Origin of the sequence: Luteimonas gilva (genome assembly GCF_005239095.1) — a bacterium.
Classification (GTDB): domain Bacteria; phylum Pseudomonadota; class Gammaproteobacteria; order Xanthomonadales; family Xanthomonadaceae; genus Luteimonas_C; species Luteimonas_C gilva.
On sequence record NZ_SZUA01000001.1, the window covers coordinates 845,083 to 860,866 of the forward strand.

Sequence of the window (15,784 nt, forward strand, 5' to 3'; positions counted from 1 at the left end):
CGGTCCGTGTAGAGCGGAGCTTGCTCCGCTGCTCCGGCCTTGGCTCTTCGTAGGAGCGGCTTTAGCCGCGAGCTCTTTCCTTCATATCGCGGCATTGCTGCGATTTTAGAAAAAAAGCTCGCGGCTAAAGCCGCTCCTACGAAAAGCCGAAGCAGCGGAGCAAGCTCCGCTCTACACAAGCCACCATCAAGCCAAAGCGGCTTCGATGTCCTTGGCCAGCGATTCCGGCTTGTCGGTCGGCGCATACCGCTTCAGCACCTTGCCGTCCCGACCGACCAGGAACTTGGTGAAGTTCCACTTGATCGCATCGATCCCCAGCAAGCCGCCCTTCTCGTCCTTCAGCCACTTCCACAAAGGATGGGCGTCCCCGCCGTTGACGTCGATCTTGGCGAACATCGGAAAATCCACGTCGTAGGTCAGCGAGCAGAATTCCTTGATCTCCGCCTCGTCGCCCGGCTCTTGATGGCCGAACTGATCGCAGGGAAAACCGAGCACCACCAGGCCGCGATCCCGGTAATCGCGCCACAGTTTTTCCAGCCCCGCGTACTGCGGCGTGAAGCCGCATTGGGAAGCCACGTTGACGATCAGCAGCACCTTGCCGCGATAGTCGGCCAAGGCCCGCGGCTGGCCGTCGATGTCTTTCGCGCTGAAATCGTAAGCGGTGGTCATGGCAACGGCTCCGATTGAAGCCCTCTCACGCTTGCGTGAGAGGGTCGGGTGAGGGTGCGAGATGCAACGAAGTCTACTTCAGCCGTGGAGCCCGGTCACAAATACGCAATACGCCGCGCCTAACTTGCCGGGTGCCTCCTCCCCCGGAACCGCCCATGCTGCGCACCCTTGCCTGCTGTCTCGCTATCGCCGTTTCGTCCCAAGCCGTCGCCGCGGATTGGACCCTGGCCGACGTGCTGCCGATCTCGGCGCGCAGCGTCGACCGCGTGCATTCGCGCACGCCCGCGGCGAACGTCAATCGCCTGGGCTTCTTCTCCGACCTGACTTACGACGCTTCGTCGCGCACCTGGTACGCATTGTCCGACCGCGGCCCGGGCGGCGGCGTGATCGGCTACGCGACGCGCGTGCAGCAGATGATCGTCCCGATCAACCCGTTCAATGGACAATTGCTCGGCAAGCCGGTCGTGCTGCGTACGATCCTGTTCACCGACAAGAACGGCCAGCCGTTCAACGGCTTGAATCCCGCCCTGCTCAACGGCAATCCGGCCACGCTGGGCAACAGCTTCGATCCCGAAGGCCTGGCGCTAGGCCGCAACGGCCATCTTTATGTCGCCGACGAATACGGCCCCAGCCTGTACGAATTCGACCGCCGCGGCCGCTTCATCCGCGCGTTCGCGATTCCCGAGAACTTGCGTCCGCGTCAGGCCGACGGCCAGGCGAACTACAACGACGGGCGCCCGACCATCGTCAACGGCCGCCAGGACAACCGCGGCTTCGAAGGCCTGACTTTCAACGCTTCCGGCACTCGCCTGTACGGCGTGATGCAGGATCCGCTGGTAAACGAGGGCGCCAACAACGACGGCCGCCGCAGCCGCTGGGTGCGCATCGTCGAATTCGATCCGGCCACCGGCAAGAGCACCGCCCAGTACGCCTATCCGCTGGAAAGCATCGCCGCCTTGAACGCCATCGATCCGGACACGGCCGACGACTTTTCCGCGACCAACCAAGGTCGCAGCATCGGCTTGAGCGCGATAACCGCGCTCAGCGACACCGAATTCCTGGTGCTGGAGCGCGACAACCGCGGCGTCGGCGTCGAAGTCACCGGAACGCCGTTGCACAAGCGCATCTACCGGATCGATCTGCGCGGCGCCAGCGACGTCCAGAACGTGTCGTTCGCGGGCAGCAACGATTTGCCGGCGGGCATCGTGCCGGTATCCAAGCGGCCCGAGGTGGATCTGCTCGCCGCATTGCATTCGGTCGGCTCGGACATACCCGAGAAGCTCGAGGGCCTGGCCATCGGTCCGCGCTTGATCTTCGGCGGGCGCACGGCGCTGGTCGGCAGCGACAACGACTACAGCGTCACCCAAACCGGCGCCGGCGAGCAGTTCGACGTCTGCGTCAACGCGGACAACACCGCACGCCAGCAGGTGCCGCTGGATAGCCCCTGCCCGGCCGGCACGGACCTGATCCCCGGCTATCTGCTCTCGTTCAAGGTGCGCTGACGCGCCACCTTCCGCCGGCGGCCGCTGGCCGCCGGCTTGCGGCCGTCCGGGGCACTGACGACAATCCGGCGATGGACGCCGCACCCCACCCGGATACGCTCGCCAGCCTGTTCCTGCACGTGCGGGTGCTGCTGGGCATGGTGGTGGGCCTGGGGCTGACCCATCTGATCCGGCATTTCGCCCGCATCATCGACCGGCCGGTGCGCGAACGCGCTTATTGGGTGCATCTGGTGTGGGCGGTGTCGATGTTCCTGTATCTGCTGCATTTCTGGTGGTGGGAATTCCGCCTGGCCGGCACGGTGCACTGGACCTTCATGCTCTACCTGTACGTGGCGCTGTACGCGCTGCTGCTGTACCTGCTGTGCGCGATCATCTTTCCCGACAGCCTGGAAGGCTATGCCGGGTACGAGGAATATTTCTACTCGCGCCGGAAATGGTTCTTTGGCCTGCTGGCGTTGGCCTATGTGGCGGATCTCGGCGACACTTGGATCAAGGGCCGCGAATATTTCGCCAGTTTCGGCCCGGAACTCGAATTGCGCAGCCTGGTTTATGTGGCGATGTGCTTCATCGCAATCGCCACCGACAGTCGCCGTTTCCACGCTTTCTTCGCAGTCGCGAGCCTGGTCTATCAGCTGTCCTGGATCGTGCGCCAGTTCGAGACGCTTTGATCCGCTTGTGTAGAGCGGAGCTCGCTCCGCTGCTCTTCTTGCTTCATTTGGCTTTGTAGAGCGGGGCTCGCTCCGCTGCTCTTCGATCTGCGCGGCTAGAAAGCCAAGACAGCGGGGCAAGCCCCGCTCTACAAAGCAACGGCAGCGGAGCTTGCTCCGCTCTACACAAGCACGAATGCAGGGCGCCCGCCGTCTATGCCGAAAGTCACGGGAAGCATGCGGCGGCTTAAGCTAGGCTGGCCCGCACATTCCGGACCGGATCGCCTATGAAACACCCGCTCGCCCTAGCCCTGACCGCCGCCCTGGCCGTCGCCGCCCCCGCCTGCAGCAAGACCGAAGCCCCCGTGAACGCACCCGCCGCCGCTCCCGCCCCCGCCGCCGAAAGCAATCCCTTCTTCGCCGAAAGCAGCCTGCCGCTGCAGTACCCCGCCTTCGACAAGATCAAGGACAGCGATTTCGCGCCCGCCTTCGACCGCGGCATGGCCGACGAGCTGAAGGAAGTCGAGGCGATCGCCGACAACCCGGAAAAACCGACCTTCGACAACACCATCCTGGCGATGGAGAAGTCCGGCCGCATCCTCTACCGCGCCCGCGTCGTGTTCGACAACCTGGTCGGCGCCGACACCAACGACGTCCGCGACAAGCTGGACGCCGATTACGCGCCGAAATTCGCCGCGCACCGCGACGCGATCCGGCTCAATCCGAAATTGTTCGCGCGCATCCAGGCCCTGTACGACAGCCGCACGGCGCTCGGTCTGGACGCGCAAGGCGTGCGCTTGGTCGAGCGCTACTACAGCGACTTCGTCCGCGCCGGCGCCAAGCTGTCCGAAGCCGACAAGACCAAGCTGAAGGCGATGAACGCCGAACTGGCGACGCTGGGCACCCAGTTCAGCCAGAACGTGCTGGCCGAGGTCAACGATTCGGCGGTGGTCGTCGACACGAAGGAAGAACTCGCCGGCTTGACCGACGAACAGATCGCGTCGGCCGCCGAGGAAGCCAAGAAGCGTAAGCTCGACGGCAAGTACGTGCTGACCCTACTCAACACCACCGGCCAGCCGCCCGAAGCGCAGCTCACCGTCCGCGCTACGCGCGAGAAGGTGCACAAGGCCTCGGTCGCGCGCGGCAGCCGCGGCAACAAGTTCGACAACACCGCCATCGTCGCCAAGGTCGTCAAGCTGCGCACCGAGCGCGCGAAGATGATGGGCTATCCGAACTACGCCGCGTTCGTGCTCGAGGACGAGACCGCGAAGACGCCGGAAGCCGTCAACAAGATGCTCGGCCAGCTGGCGCCGGCCGCGGTGGCCAACGCCAAGAAAGAAGCCGCGGATCTGCAAGCGATGATCGACAAGGAACAGGCCGCCAAGGGCGAGCCGGCCTTCCAGTTGCAGCCTTGGGATTGGTCGTTCTACACCGAGAAGGTGCGCAAGGAAAAGTACGACTTCGACGAATCGCAGTTGAAGCCGTATCTGGAGATGAAGAACGTGCTGGAGAACGGCGTGTTCTTCGCCGCCAATCAGCTCTACGGCCTGACTTTCAAGCAGCGCACCGACCTGCCCGTCTACCACGACGACGTGCTGGTCTACGACGTGTTCGACGCCGACGGCAAGCAGCTGGCGATCTTCATCGCCGACATGTACGCGCGTCCGTCCAAGCGCGGCGGCGCCTGGATGAACTCCTACGTCGACCAGAACGAAGTGTTCGGCACCAAGCCGGTGGTCGCCAACCACCTCAACATCCCCAAGCCGCCGGCGGGCCAGCCGACGCTGCTGACCTGGGACGAGGTCACCACCATGTTCCACGAGTTCGGCCATGCCCTGCACGGCATGTTCTCGAACGTGAAATACCCCTATTTCTCCGGCACCAACGTGCCGCGCGACTTCGTCGAGTACCCGTCGCAAGTCAACGAGATGTGGGCCGACTGGCCGGCGATCCTGGCCAACTACGCCAAGCACTACCAGACCGGCGCGCCGATGCCGAAGGAACTGCTGGACAAGGTGCTGGCCAGCAGCAAGTTCAACCAGGGCTTCGCCACCACCGAATATCTCGGCGCGGCGATGCTGGACCAGAACTGGCACCAGTTCGCCGATCCGGCGCAGATTCCGGACGCGAAAGGCGTGATGGCCTTCGAAGCCGCGGCGCTGAAGAAGGACGGCGTCGACTATCCGCCGGTGCCGCCGCGCTACCGCACGCCCTACTTCAGCCACATCATGGGCGGCTACGCGGCCGGCTACTACGCCTACATCTGGTCGGAAGTGCTGGACGCGAACAGCGTGGAATGGATGAAGCAGCACGGCGGCCTGAGCCGCGCCAACGGCGACCATTTCCGCAAGACGCTGTTGTCGCAGGGCGGCAGCAAGGATGCGTTGCAACTGTTCCGCGATTTCGCCGGGCACGATCCGAAGATCGAGCCGTTGCTGGAGAAACGCGGGTTGACGGCGTCGTCGAAGTAATCCGGCACATTGCCCCTTCTCCCTCCGGGAGAAGGTGGCGCGAAGCGCCGGTTGAGGGTTCGGCGGAGCGACATAATTCTCAGCTGCGGCAGAAGACGTCAGCCGACGAGTACCTCCGCGATCCGCGCGACCTTTACTTCGCCGAACCCTCACCCCAACCCCTCTCCCGGCGGGAGAGGGGCTTCAAAGCAAGTCAATCGCCGCGACCCTGGCGATTCAAATCCAGGAAGATCTCCCGCGCCGCCACGCCCACGTCGGGCTGGTCGATGAAGAATCCCTGCACGCCCATGCTGTAGAGCTGCACCGCTTCGGCCAAAGCCGTCTGCGATATCCCGGTCGGCGTCTGGGTCAGGAAATTCTCTTCCGCGCGCAACGTGTACGGGTGCACCTGCAACCCCGCTTTCAACGCGCGGCCTAACAGCGGATGCACGATGCCGGTATTGCGCGTGCCCAATTCGGCCTTGCCGTCGCCGTTCGCGTCGATTTTCGGATCCAACGCGACGCGCGGCAACAGATTCACCTTCCACGGGCCGATGCCGGCCGCGTAGTTGGCCTTCATCCAATCCAGCACCGGCTGCGCCGTCAACGCGCTATAGCCGGTATCCGGACCGATGCCGCCCTCGATCTTCTGGTACAAGGCACCGTAGATCGCGTTCAAATCGTTGCCGCGGGCCACGTTGTAGACGAAGTCGTAGGGCTTGGCCGCTGCGATGTCGTCGTACAACTGGGTCAGCGGCAAGTTCACGCCGGCCATCGGCATGAGCTTCTTCTTCAGTTCGATCAGGTTTTCGACCTCGAAGCTCTGGATGTAGATGCGTTTGGGATCGGTGAAACCTTGCGCGACCAGCGTTTCGATCAGCTTCGCGCCGAGCGAGGTGGCGATGAGGCTGCCGTCCAGGCGCCGGCCTTCGCGGGCGAAATAAGTCGGATGCTTGGTTTCGGGATAGATGCCGATTTTGCGGTTGCCGCGGCTCTCGCGTTTGGCGAGCTGGATGACTTCGGCGAAAGTCGGCACTGGATACAAGCCGTCGTAACGGGTGTTGCCCGGACGGATGTCGGGGATGCGTTCCTTGGCGCGCAGCGTCTTGAGTTCGGCGAGCGTGAAATCTTCGGTGAACCAGCCGGTCAACGCGATGCCGTCGACGGTTTTGGTCGCCTTGCGATTGGCGAACTCGGGATGATGGGCGACATCGGTCGTGCCGGAAATCTCGTTTTCGTGGCGGGCGACGAGTACGCCGTCCTTGGTCGCGACCAGATCCGGTTCGATGAAATCCGCGCCTTGGCGTATCGCGAGCCGATAGGATTCGAGCGTGTGCTCCGGGCGGTAACCGCTGGCGCCGCGGTGGCCGATCACGATCAGGCCATGATGGTCGTCGCGGTCGTGGCGGGTGGGTTCTCGGGCCATGGCGCCATCTTGGGCGCAGGCGGCGCCGAATGCGATCAGCGCGGCGGCGCCGAGCGTCATGGCGAGCTTGGTGCAAAGCGGTCTCATGCGGCGAACCTCTTCGGGAAGTCGGGGAATGCCGACTCCCCTGCAGCCGGCCCGATCAGAATCGGCGATCCAGGTTGCGCGCAGTTGACGATTGCGGGACGGAATGCCGAATCGGTCGCAAAACCGTCAACGCAATGCGATGAGTTTCTGCTTGGCCGCTTTGCCCCAGCCTTCCCAGATCGGTTTGCGCAGGCGCGCCGAGCGCGCCAGGGCTTTTTTGATGTCGAAATCGGCGCCTGACTTGATCTTGGACAGCTCGTCCCAGCGCAGCGGCATCGCCACCGGCGCGCCGGGCCTGGCGCGCAGCGACCAGCTCGCCACGCTGGTCGCGCCGCGGCCGTTGCGCAGCCAATCGATGAAGATCACGCCTTTGCGCTTGGCCTTGCTGGCCGTGGATACGTATTTGTCCGGGGACTGGGTCGCCATGGCCGCCGCGAACGCTTCGCAGAAATCCTTGGCCTCGTCCCAGCCCGGCCCCGGCCGGATCGGCAGGACCACATGCAGGCCTTTGCCGCCGGAGGTCCGCAGGAAACTCTCCATGCCGATTTCCTTCAATCGCGCGCGCACGTCGCGCGCCGCGGCGGCTACCGCACTCCACTTCACGCCCGGCCCCGGATCCAAGTCGAATACCAGCGTATCCGGATGCTCCACATCGTCGATCCGCGAACCCCAGGGATGCATTTCCAAGGTGTTCATCTGTACCAGATCGAGCAGGCCTTCGGCATCCTCGATGTAGAGATAATCGTCCTTGCCGCCGTCTTTTTCCTTGATCGGGATCGCGTGCACATCGGCGCCCAAGGTGCCGGCATGATGTTTCTGGAAAAAGCATTGCTTGGCGATGCCGTCCGGACAGCGCAGCAGCGAGAGCGGGCGCCGCGCCAGCTCGGGCAAGATGCGCGGCGCGATCGCCGCGTAGTAATCGGCCACTTCCTGCTTGGTGATATCGCTTTCCGGGAACACTTTCTTGTCCGGGCTGCTGATCCGCGGTTGCGTGTCGCCTCCGATGTCTTTCATGGCCTTGTCCTCCCGCAGCCTGACGAAGCTGCCTTGGCGCAGCAAACCTTCCTTGGCCCAGCCGCGGAATTGGATTTCGACGATCAGTTTCGGCTCGACCCAGGTCACCCGGCCGAGCGAGAGCGGGATATGCTCGGGCAGTTCCACCGTCGCCTGCTTGCGCGCCAGCGCGCGCAAGGTCTTGTTCATGCTGCGCAGCATGTTCTCGTCGAAGCCCGTTCCCACCCGGCCGACGTAACGCAGCTTGCCGCGATCCCGGGTGGCGAGCAGCAACGAACCGAAGCCGGTGCGCGACTTGCGCGGCGCGGTGAATCCGACGACGACGAACTCGTCGCTCTGCGCGTGCTTCACTTTCAGCCACGAAGCCGATCGGCTGCTGTAGTAGCGGCCGCCGACGTGCTTGCTGATGATGCCTTCCATGCCCTGCTTCGCACTGGCCGCGAACACTTCTTCGCCATGGCCGACGACGTGCTGGCTGAAGGCCAGGATCGGGTCGGCGCCTTCGAGCAAACGCGCCAGCAGTTCTTTGCGCTCGATCAAGCGGGTGCCGCTCAGATCGACACCCTCCAACGAAGGCAGATCGAACAGCACATAGCGCAGGGTCGCGTCGGCCGAGCCCTCGATCGTGCGCTGCAAAGCGGAAAAATCGTCGCGTCCTTTCGCGTCCAGCGCAATCAGTTCGCCGTCGAAGTCGCCTTGCCCGACGCCCAGCGCCTCCAGCGCGGCGACGATCTCGGGGTAGTCGCCGGTCCAATCCAGATTCTTGCGCGAGCGCAGCTTCGCCTTGCCGCGCTCGATGCGGGCCAGCAAGCGGTAGCCGTCCCATTTCAGTTCGTGCAGCCAATCATCGCCTTGGGGCGGATCGGACACGAGCTTGGCCAACTGCGGCGCCGGCAAGGATCCGTCGCGCAACGGACGCGCGCCTTCCAGCGCCGCGGCTTCGGCGCGCCAATCGGTCTTGCGCGAACTCCGGCCGGCTTTGGCGCGCTTGGTCGCCGCTTTCTTCTTGACGGCGCGCTTCACCGCCGGCGCCTTGGCCGGCAGCGGCTTGCCCTTGGCGTCCAGCAGATCGTCGGATTCGCCGTCGTGGGCGTATTCGTCCTGCCGCTTGATCAGCAGCCATTGCGGCTGGCGCGCTCGCTTGGCGGTGCGGACCAATTTCCAGCCGCCGTTCAATTTTTCGCCGTGCAGGACGAAATCGAGTTTCCCCGCGGCCAGGGAAGCCAAGGGATCGCCGTCCGCGCTCCACACGCCATGGTCGAAACGGTCCACGTGGCCTGCGCCGTAATGGCCTTCGGGTATATCGCCTTCGAAAGCGGCGTAGCTGAGCGGATGGTCTTCCACTTCCACCGCCAAACGTTTCTCGCCGACCCGGAACGAGGGGCCTTTCGGTACCGCCCAACTCTTGAGCGTTCCGTCCACCTCCAAGCGGAAATCGTAGTGGCGTGCGCGGGCGTGGTGCAGCTGCACGACGAAGGTCGGGCGATGCCCGCGCCGGCCGACGCCGGCGTCGTCGGCAGGTTCTGGCGTCTGGCCGAAGCGACGTTTGCGGGCGTATTCGCGCAGGCTCATGGATCAAGCCGCGCTCAGGCCGTCTTGCGCTTCCGCGCCGGGGCTTTTCGGGCTTTGGCGGCCTTCTTAGCCGCCTTGCGCGGCGCCTTCTTGGCCGGGGCGGCGCGCTTCTTCGCCGGAGTGCGCTTGTTGCGGTCGATGCTCTGCTGCAACAGCGACATGAAATCGACCACGTTGGTGGCCGCGTGCTCGGCGACCTCGGGCTCTTCCTCTTCTTTCTTCACCACGCCCTTGCTCTTCATGCGCTTCTTGATGACCTGGTGCAGCTTGGCCCGGAATTCGTCCTTGTACTGGTCCGGTTTCCAGTCCGCCGACATGGATTCGATCAGCTGTTCGGAGAACTGTTTCTCCTTGGGCGTTATCCGGTAGTCCGACGGCTTGCCCTCGGGGATGTTGTAGTCCTCCACGTCCACCAATTCCTGCGGGTAGCGCATCATCAGCAGCAGCAACGCATCGCCCTGCGGCAGCAAGGCGCAGAGGTGTTCGCGGGTGCGGATCACGACCCGCGCCACGCCGATCCTGCCGGTGCTGGCTAGCGCGTCGCGCAGCAGCACATAGCCTTTCTCGGCGCGCTTCGCCGGCACGAGCACATAGGGTTTTTCGAAATATTGGGGGCCGATCGCTTCGGCGTCGACGAAGGCCTCCACATCGATGGAATCGTGGCTTTCGGGCGCTGCGGAGCGGATGTCGTCCTGCTCCAGGACCACGTAGCTGCCCTTGTCGTATTCGTAGGCCTTGACTACATCCTTCCAGGCCACTTCCTCGCCTGTATCGGCATTGACCCGCTCGTAGCGGATCGGCGAGTTGTCGCGCGAGTCGAGCATCCGGAACTGGATGTCCGTGCGCCTTTCCCCCGACATCAGCTGGACCGGAATATTGAGCAGCCCGAACGATATGGTGCCGCTCCAGATGGGACGCGCCATGGCGGAAACTCCGAGTGCCGAGATGCGCGCCAGTATCGGCACGGCCGCGTGATGCGACCGTCACGCCGTTATTTTCGCGTTAGCCGTATGCGCTTGAGCAAGGAAAGATCGTCGACGAAGTTCGCGTAGGCCTCGTGCCGCGAGTCGTCGTCGCGCTGCCGCAGCACGTAGGAGGGATGCACGGTGGCGAAAGCGCGGGTCCCGTCCGCCAGCTTGCGCCAAAGGCCGCGGTCTTCCATCAACCTGAATTTGCCGCCGAACACGGCTTTCGCCGCGATCGCTCCCAGGCAGACGACGACGTCGGGCCGGATCGTCTCCAGTTCGCGATCCAGCCATATCCGGCAGGCCGCGCGTTCGGAAGGGTCCGGACTGCGGTGCATTCGGAACTTGCCGCGACGCTCGAACTTGAAATGCTTGACCGCATTGGTGACGTAGAAACGGGAACGGTCCAGCCCGAGTTCTTCCAGTGCGCGGTCGAACAGCTTTCCGGCCGGCCCCACGAAGGGACGGCCGCTGAGATCCTCGGCGTCGCCGGGCTGCTCGCCCACCACCAGCACGCGGGCGTCTTCCGGTCCTTCGCCGAACACGGTCTGGGTCGCCGGCTTCCACAGCGGACAACGCCGGCAGCCGGCGGCGGCCGCGCGCAAGGCGGCGAGGCTGTCGTCTTCCGGTTCGGGCGCTTCGCCTGCGCGGACAATGCGCTCGCGCGGTTTCTTCGCGCTTTTCTTGGGCGTTTTAGTCGCCGCTTTCTTTTTTCCCTTCTTGGCGGCCAACGGAATCTCCGTCGCACGGGAACGTCATCATGCGCGAGACCGGGTCAACAAGCGTTGAAGGACTCGGGGAGCCGAACTGCCCTACTTCGTCGAGCCTCATCCGACGCTTCGCGCCCGCCTTCTCTGGCGGCGAGAAGGAACCCTCGCAAGACGTTACGAAACATCGACAGGGACGGGAACCAGCTCCGGTTCGCGCAACAGCGCCCTGCGTGCCGCCGTTTCTTCCGACGGAGATAGCTGGGCATACCAGCCGATCTCGCCGCCGGACAGCGCGCCCAACGGCAGTCCGTCGCGATACAGCACCCGCGAACCGGTGACGCGCGGGACCTTGTCGCCGGGCAATACGCTGCCGATCAAATTCAACGGATCGGCGGCGGACACGCAGACCAAGGCGCCGTCGTGCTTGCGCTGGCGCACTTGGCGCATCAGTCCGATCGCTTCCGGCAACGCGAACTGCTCGCCCGACAAGCCGGCGATGAAACGGCCGCCGCGGATTTCGCCGCGCGCTTCCAGCCGGTGGTAGACGCGCAGCAATTCGCGCCAGGGCGGCAGCCAGGACGCTTCGCGGTCGAGCAGGCGCCAGCAGACCACGCCGTAGCGACGCAGCAGCACGCGAGCGATGTGTTCGACGGCGTCCGCGTCCGGCCGGCTGCCCGGCGTCGCCGCACCGCGGCGGATCAGCGCCCAACGCCCGGCGTCTTCGATGCCGAACAAGGCGGCGCGGCGGCGATGCCGCGAATGGGCGCTCGGCCGCTTCGAAGCGGGCACCAGCAGCGCGCGCAAGCCGGCGTAACTGTCGCAATGCACGCGGCCGCGAGCGACTAACTCGGCCAGTGCGTCTTCCAATTCCGTGCGCAACAAGTTGGCGCCGACCACGAGTTCGTCGAAGAACGAGGCGCCATGCTCCCCCAGATAATCGGCGACGCGCTGCGCACGCGAAGACAGCGTGTCGTCGGCGGCCGCTTCCGGCGCGAGCTTGGTCCATGAAGCCGCATTGCGCCGCGGCAGCAGCACGATCGGCGTGGCACGCACGGGCGTGCTGCCACGGGTACCGCTGGTGTCGCCGGCACTGGCGCGCAAGCGGGTCCACTGCATGCGGCCGGCGGTGCACAGATCGTCCAGCCAGGAAATCGAATAGTCCTTCACCCGCGCCGGCAGCAGTTCCGCTTCCCAGGCTGCGGCGGGCGCTTCGAATCCTTCCAATTGCGCCAGCACGCCGGCCAGCGCTTCCGGCCCGCTGACTCGCGCGTCGCGGCCCACGCGTTGCCAATCGAACAGGAAGCGCATGAAGTCGCGCGGCTCGACCGGCTCGATCTCGCGGCGCAGGCGCTTCAAGGTGTAACGATGGATGCGCGCCAGCAGGTGGCGTTCGCACCACTCGTCGATGCCGATGCCGGGCGTGAAGCGGCCCTGCATCGCATAGCCCTCGCCTTGCAAGCGCAACAGCGCCATTTCGGCTTCGGCGGCGGGTATCGAAAGCGCCGCGGCGAGTTCGGCGATCGGCGTGGGGCCCAGGCCGGTCAGGCGCGAGCGCAACAATTCCATCGCGGCGTCTTCGCGCGTCCAGGCTTGTTGCGCGTACTCGGCCGGGGCTTCGATCGGAGGCTGCAGTGGCGCATCGGGATGCAGGGCTCGCAGTTGCGGCAGCCTCTCTGCGGCGATCCATAGTTTTTGTGGGAGGGGCTTTAGCCCCGGCATACTGCCCGTCGGGGCTGAAGCCTCTCCCACAACAGCAGGCATGACTAGGGTTGCGCGATGGCCTTTGGCCAGGCGCTGCAGCCATTCGGCCCAGCCAGGATGCGCCCGGGTTTCTTCTTCGGTGACGACGCCCAAGCCCATCAAGGCCTCGTGCATCTCGTCGATGTCCCGCGCTTGCGGCCAGGCTTCTTCGCGCACCGCGTCGATGGCGTCGATGTCCAGCCGGCCCAGGTCGTCCGCGCTTTGCGGATCGGCGTAGCGGCGCGTCTGCACCGCCTGGGTGCGGCGTTCTTCCAGCGGCGCGTCGTCGAGGAAGGCATAAGGTCGCGCATTCAAGGCTTCGGCGGCGAACGGCGACGGCGCGGTCAGGTCGCGCGCCGTCACCTGCACCTGCCCGGCTTCGAGCGAGCGCAGCAGACCCAGCCAGCCGTCGACGTCCATCGCCTCGTGCAGGCAGTCGTGCAAAGTCTGCGCGACCAGCGGATGGTCCGGCACTTGGCGCTCGCCGACGATGTTTTCCAGGCAGGCGACCTGATCGGGGAACACCGTCGCCAACAAGTCTTCCGACTTCATGCGCTGCAATTGCGGCGGCACTTTCTTGCCGCCGACGAAACGCGGCAAGGCCAGCGCCGTGGTCGCGTTCCAGCGCCAGCGCACGGCGAACAGCGGTGCGTCCAGCAAGGCCTGGATCAGCACGTGCTCGGCGGACGCCGAATGCAAGTAGCTGGCGACTTCGATCAACGGGAAACTGTGGCTGGTGGACAGCGACAGCACGATCGCGTCTTCGGTCGCCGCCGCCTGCAATTCGAAATTGAACTTGCGGCAGAAGCGCTTGCGCAGCGCCAGGCCCCAAGCTCGATTGATGCGGCTGCCGTAGGGCGTATGGATCACCAGCTGGGTGCCGCCGGACTCGTCGAAGAAGCGTTCCAGGACGATGTTGTCCTGGCTGGGCATCGCGCCGAGTGCGGCGAGTGTGGCGCCGAGATAATCGACGACTTGTTGCGCGGCTTCTTCCGGCAGGCCCAGCTCGTCGCGCAACCACGCCAGAGCGGCAGGCGCGCCCTGTTCTGCGATGCGCTCGGCGATTTCCTCGCGCAGCCGCGAAACGGCGAAGGAAAGCTCGTCGGTGCGGCCGGGCGCCTCGCCCAGCCAGAACGGGATGCTGGGCGGCGCGCCGTCCGCGTCCTCCACGCGCACCCGGCCCGGCTCCACGCGGATGATCCGGTAACTGGTGTTGCCCAACTGGAAGATGTCGCCGGCCATGCTCTCGACCGCGAAATCCTCGTTGACGGTGCCGATCTGTTGCGCTTGCGGCTCCAGGATCACCGAATAATCGCCGGTGTCGGGAATCGTGCCGCCGGACATCAGCGCGGTGGTGCGGCCGCCCTTGCGGCCGCGCAGCTTGCGGTTGACCGCGTCGCGATGCAGATAACCGGCGCGCGGGCCGCGGCGCGTGGTGAAGCCTTCGGCCAGCATCCGCACGATGGCGTCGTAATCCTTGCGCTCCAGCCGCGCGTACGGCCAGGCGCGGCGCAGCCAATCGTACAAGGCGTCCTCGTCCCATTCTCGGCAGGACACTTCGGCGACGATCTGCTGGGCCAACACGTCCAGCGGCGCCTGCGGCATGACCAGCGCGTCGAGTTCGCCGCGGCGGATGCCGTCGAGCAAGGCCGCGGATTCGATCAGCTCGTCGCGGGTCTGCGGGAACAGCCGGCCCTTCGGCACGCCGCCGACATGGTGGCCGGAGCGGCCGACACGCTGCAGGAAAGCGGCGATCGAGCGCGGCGAGCCGAGCTGGCAGACCAGGTCGACGTCGCCGATGTCGATGCCCAGCTCCAGCGATGCGGTCGCGATCAACACTTTCAATTCGCCGCGCTTCAAGCGCTGCTCGGCGTCCAGGCGCAGCTCCTTGGCCAGGCTGCCGTGGTGCGCGGCCACGTGCTCCATGCCCAGCAGTTCGCCCAGCTGGCGCGCGGCGCGTTCGGCCATGCGGCGGGTGTTGACGAACACCAGCGTGGTGCGGTGTTGCTGCACGAGTTCGGAGATGCGGCCGAACACCTGTTCCCACTGGTCGCCGGACATGACGATGCTCAGCGGCGTGGGCGGCAATTCCAGGGCGAGATCGCGCTCCTTCGTGTAGCCGATGTCGACGATTTCGCAATCGGGCACGCCGTCTTTCGACACCGCGGAGGCGCCGACCAGGAAGCGCGCCACTTCGTCGATGGGCTTTTGCGTGGCGGACAAGCCGACCCGCGTCAGTTTTCCGCCGCATAGCGCTTCCAGACGTTCCAACGACAAGGCCAAATGGCTGCCGCGCTTGCTGCCGGCGACCGCGTGGATTTCGTCGACGATCACGGTGCGCACGGTGCCGAGCATTGCGCGCCCCGAATCGGAGCCGAGCAGCACGTACAGCGATTCGGGCGTGGTCACCAAGATGTGCGGCGGCTTGCGTCGGGCCAACGCGCGCTCGGCTTGCGGCGTGTCGCCGGTGCGCACGGCGGTGCGGATTTCGACGTCGGGCAAGCCCAGTTTTTCGAGCTCGGCGCGGATCCCGGCCAGCGGCGCTTCCAGGTTGATGCGGATGTCGTTGGACAGCGCTTTGAGCGGCGAGACGTAAACGACGACCGTCTCGTCCGGCAGCGCGGCCTGGCCGCCGAGCAGATCGCGGGTTTCTTCCGACAGTCCGCGCCGGATCAATTCGTCGATCGCGGTCATGAACGCGGTGAGGGTCTTGCCCGAGCCGGTCGGCGCGGCGACCAAGGTGTTGCGGCCGCTGCGGATCGCCGGCCAAGCGGCGGCCTGGGCCGGCGTGGGGCTCGGGAAGGCGGCCTGGAACCAGTGGGCGACCGCGGGATGGAAGGCCTGCAGCGGCATCGGCAGATTATCGCGCCGGACGGTGTCGAGCATGGGAATCCTGGAAATCGGGCCGGATCGGCCGAAATCAACCGAAGTTCGCGCGATCCTGTGCCCTGGCCGTCTCGCGGTTTGAGACGGCGCCGCAGCGCCCGTGAACCGTTCACGAT

At 65.4% G+C, this 15,784-nt stretch carries 9 protein-coding genes; 3 read left to right on the forward strand and 6 right to left on the reverse strand.

The window, feature by feature from the left end; translation table 11 throughout:
* Positions 1-186: 186 nt before the first annotated feature.
* Entirely contained in the window at positions 187-669 is a 483-nt protein-coding gene (locus tag FCE95_RS03910) for a glutathione peroxidase (RefSeq protein ID WP_137265665.1), read from the reverse strand.
* A 155-nt stretch (positions 670-824) separates the two neighbouring features.
* Here FCE95_RS03910 and FCE95_RS03915 point away from each other — a divergent pair, with 155 nt between their 5' ends.
* The 3 genes from FCE95_RS03915 to FCE95_RS03925 all read left to right on the forward strand — a co-directional run bounded on the left by FCE95_RS03915 (position 825) and on the right by FCE95_RS03925 (position 5,289).
* Complete coding sequence (locus tag FCE95_RS03915; protein ID WP_137265666.1) at positions 825-2,171, forward strand: esterase-like activity of phytase family protein; 1,347 nt, start codon at positions 825-827, stop codon at positions 2,169-2,171.
* Between the two features lie 71 nt (positions 2,172-2,242).
* On the forward strand, positions 2,243-2,839 hold the full coding sequence (locus FCE95_RS03920) for a hypothetical protein (RefSeq protein WP_137265667.1): 597 nt from the start codon (positions 2,243-2,245) through the stop codon (positions 2,837-2,839).
* A gap of 266 nt (positions 2,840-3,105) precedes the next feature.
* The gene (locus tag FCE95_RS03925; protein ID WP_137265668.1) at positions 3,106-5,289 is read left to right on the forward strand and encodes a M3 family metallopeptidase; all 2,184 of its coding nucleotides are present in this window, start codon (positions 3,106-3,108) and stop codon (positions 5,287-5,289) included.
* 193 nt (positions 5,290-5,482) lie between these two features.
* Here the strand turns inward: FCE95_RS03925 and FCE95_RS03930 are convergent, their stop codons facing one another.
* The 5 genes from FCE95_RS03930 to FCE95_RS03950 form a co-directional block, all read right to left on the reverse strand.
* Positions 5,483-6,781: a glycerophosphodiester phosphodiesterase family protein gene (locus tag FCE95_RS03930; RefSeq protein WP_223266761.1), complete on the reverse strand. Its 1,299-nt coding sequence runs from the start codon at positions 6,779-6,781 to the stop codon at positions 5,483-5,485.
* Positions 6,782-6,907: 126 nt separating this feature from the next.
* Positions 6,908-9,367: a DNA ligase D gene (gene ligD / locus FCE95_RS03935; protein ID WP_137265669.1), complete on the reverse strand. Its 2,460-nt coding sequence runs from the start codon at positions 9,365-9,367 to the stop codon at positions 6,908-6,910.
* 14 nt (positions 9,368-9,381) lie between these two features.
* The gene (gene ku, locus FCE95_RS03940) at positions 9,382-10,290 is read right to left on the reverse strand and encodes a non-homologous end joining protein Ku (RefSeq protein ID WP_137265670.1); all 909 of its coding nucleotides are present in this window, start codon (positions 10,288-10,290) and stop codon (positions 9,382-9,384) included.
* Positions 10,291-10,358: 68 nt separating this feature from the next.
* Positions 10,359-11,069 carry a UdgX family uracil-DNA binding protein gene (locus tag FCE95_RS03945; RefSeq protein ID WP_137265671.1) on the reverse strand — a complete coding sequence of 237 codons (711 nt, stop codon included), beginning with the start codon at positions 11,067-11,069 and terminating at the stop codon, positions 10,359-10,361.
* A 147-nt stretch (positions 11,070-11,216) separates the two neighbouring features.
* Positions 11,217-15,641 (reverse strand): DEAD/DEAH box helicase, encoded by a 4,425-nt coding sequence (locus tag FCE95_RS03950; RefSeq protein WP_189644673.1) that lies wholly within the window; start codon positions 15,639-15,641, stop codon positions 11,217-11,219.
* Positions 15,642-15,784: the final 143 nt, after the last annotated feature.

Bases quoted from the DNA above. Each gene is read 5' to 3' on its own strand.
- FCE95_RS03910 (WP_137265665.1), bottom strand. From the start codon at position 669: ATGACCACCGCTTACGATTTCAGCGCGAAAGACATCGACGGCCAGCCG.
- FCE95_RS03915 (WP_137265666.1), top strand. From the start codon at position 825: ATGCTGCGCACCCTTGCCTGCTGTCTCGCTATCGCCGTTTCGTCCCAA.
- FCE95_RS03920 (WP_137265667.1), top strand. From the start codon at position 2,243: ATGGACGCCGCACCCCACCCGGATACGCTCGCCAGCCTGTTCCTGCAC.
- FCE95_RS03925 (WP_137265668.1), top strand. From the start codon at position 3,106: ATGAAACACCCGCTCGCCCTAGCCCTGACCGCCGCCCTGGCCGTCGCC.
- FCE95_RS03930 (WP_223266761.1), bottom strand. From the start codon at position 6,781: ATGAGACCGCTTTGCACCAAGCTCGCCATGACGCTCGGCGCCGCCGCG.
- ligD (WP_137265669.1), bottom strand. From the start codon at position 9,367: ATGAGCCTGCGCGAATACGCCCGCAAACGTCGCTTCGGCCAGACGCCA.
- ku (WP_137265670.1), bottom strand. From the start codon at position 10,290: ATGGCGCGTCCCATCTGGAGCGGCACCATATCGTTCGGGCTGCTCAAT.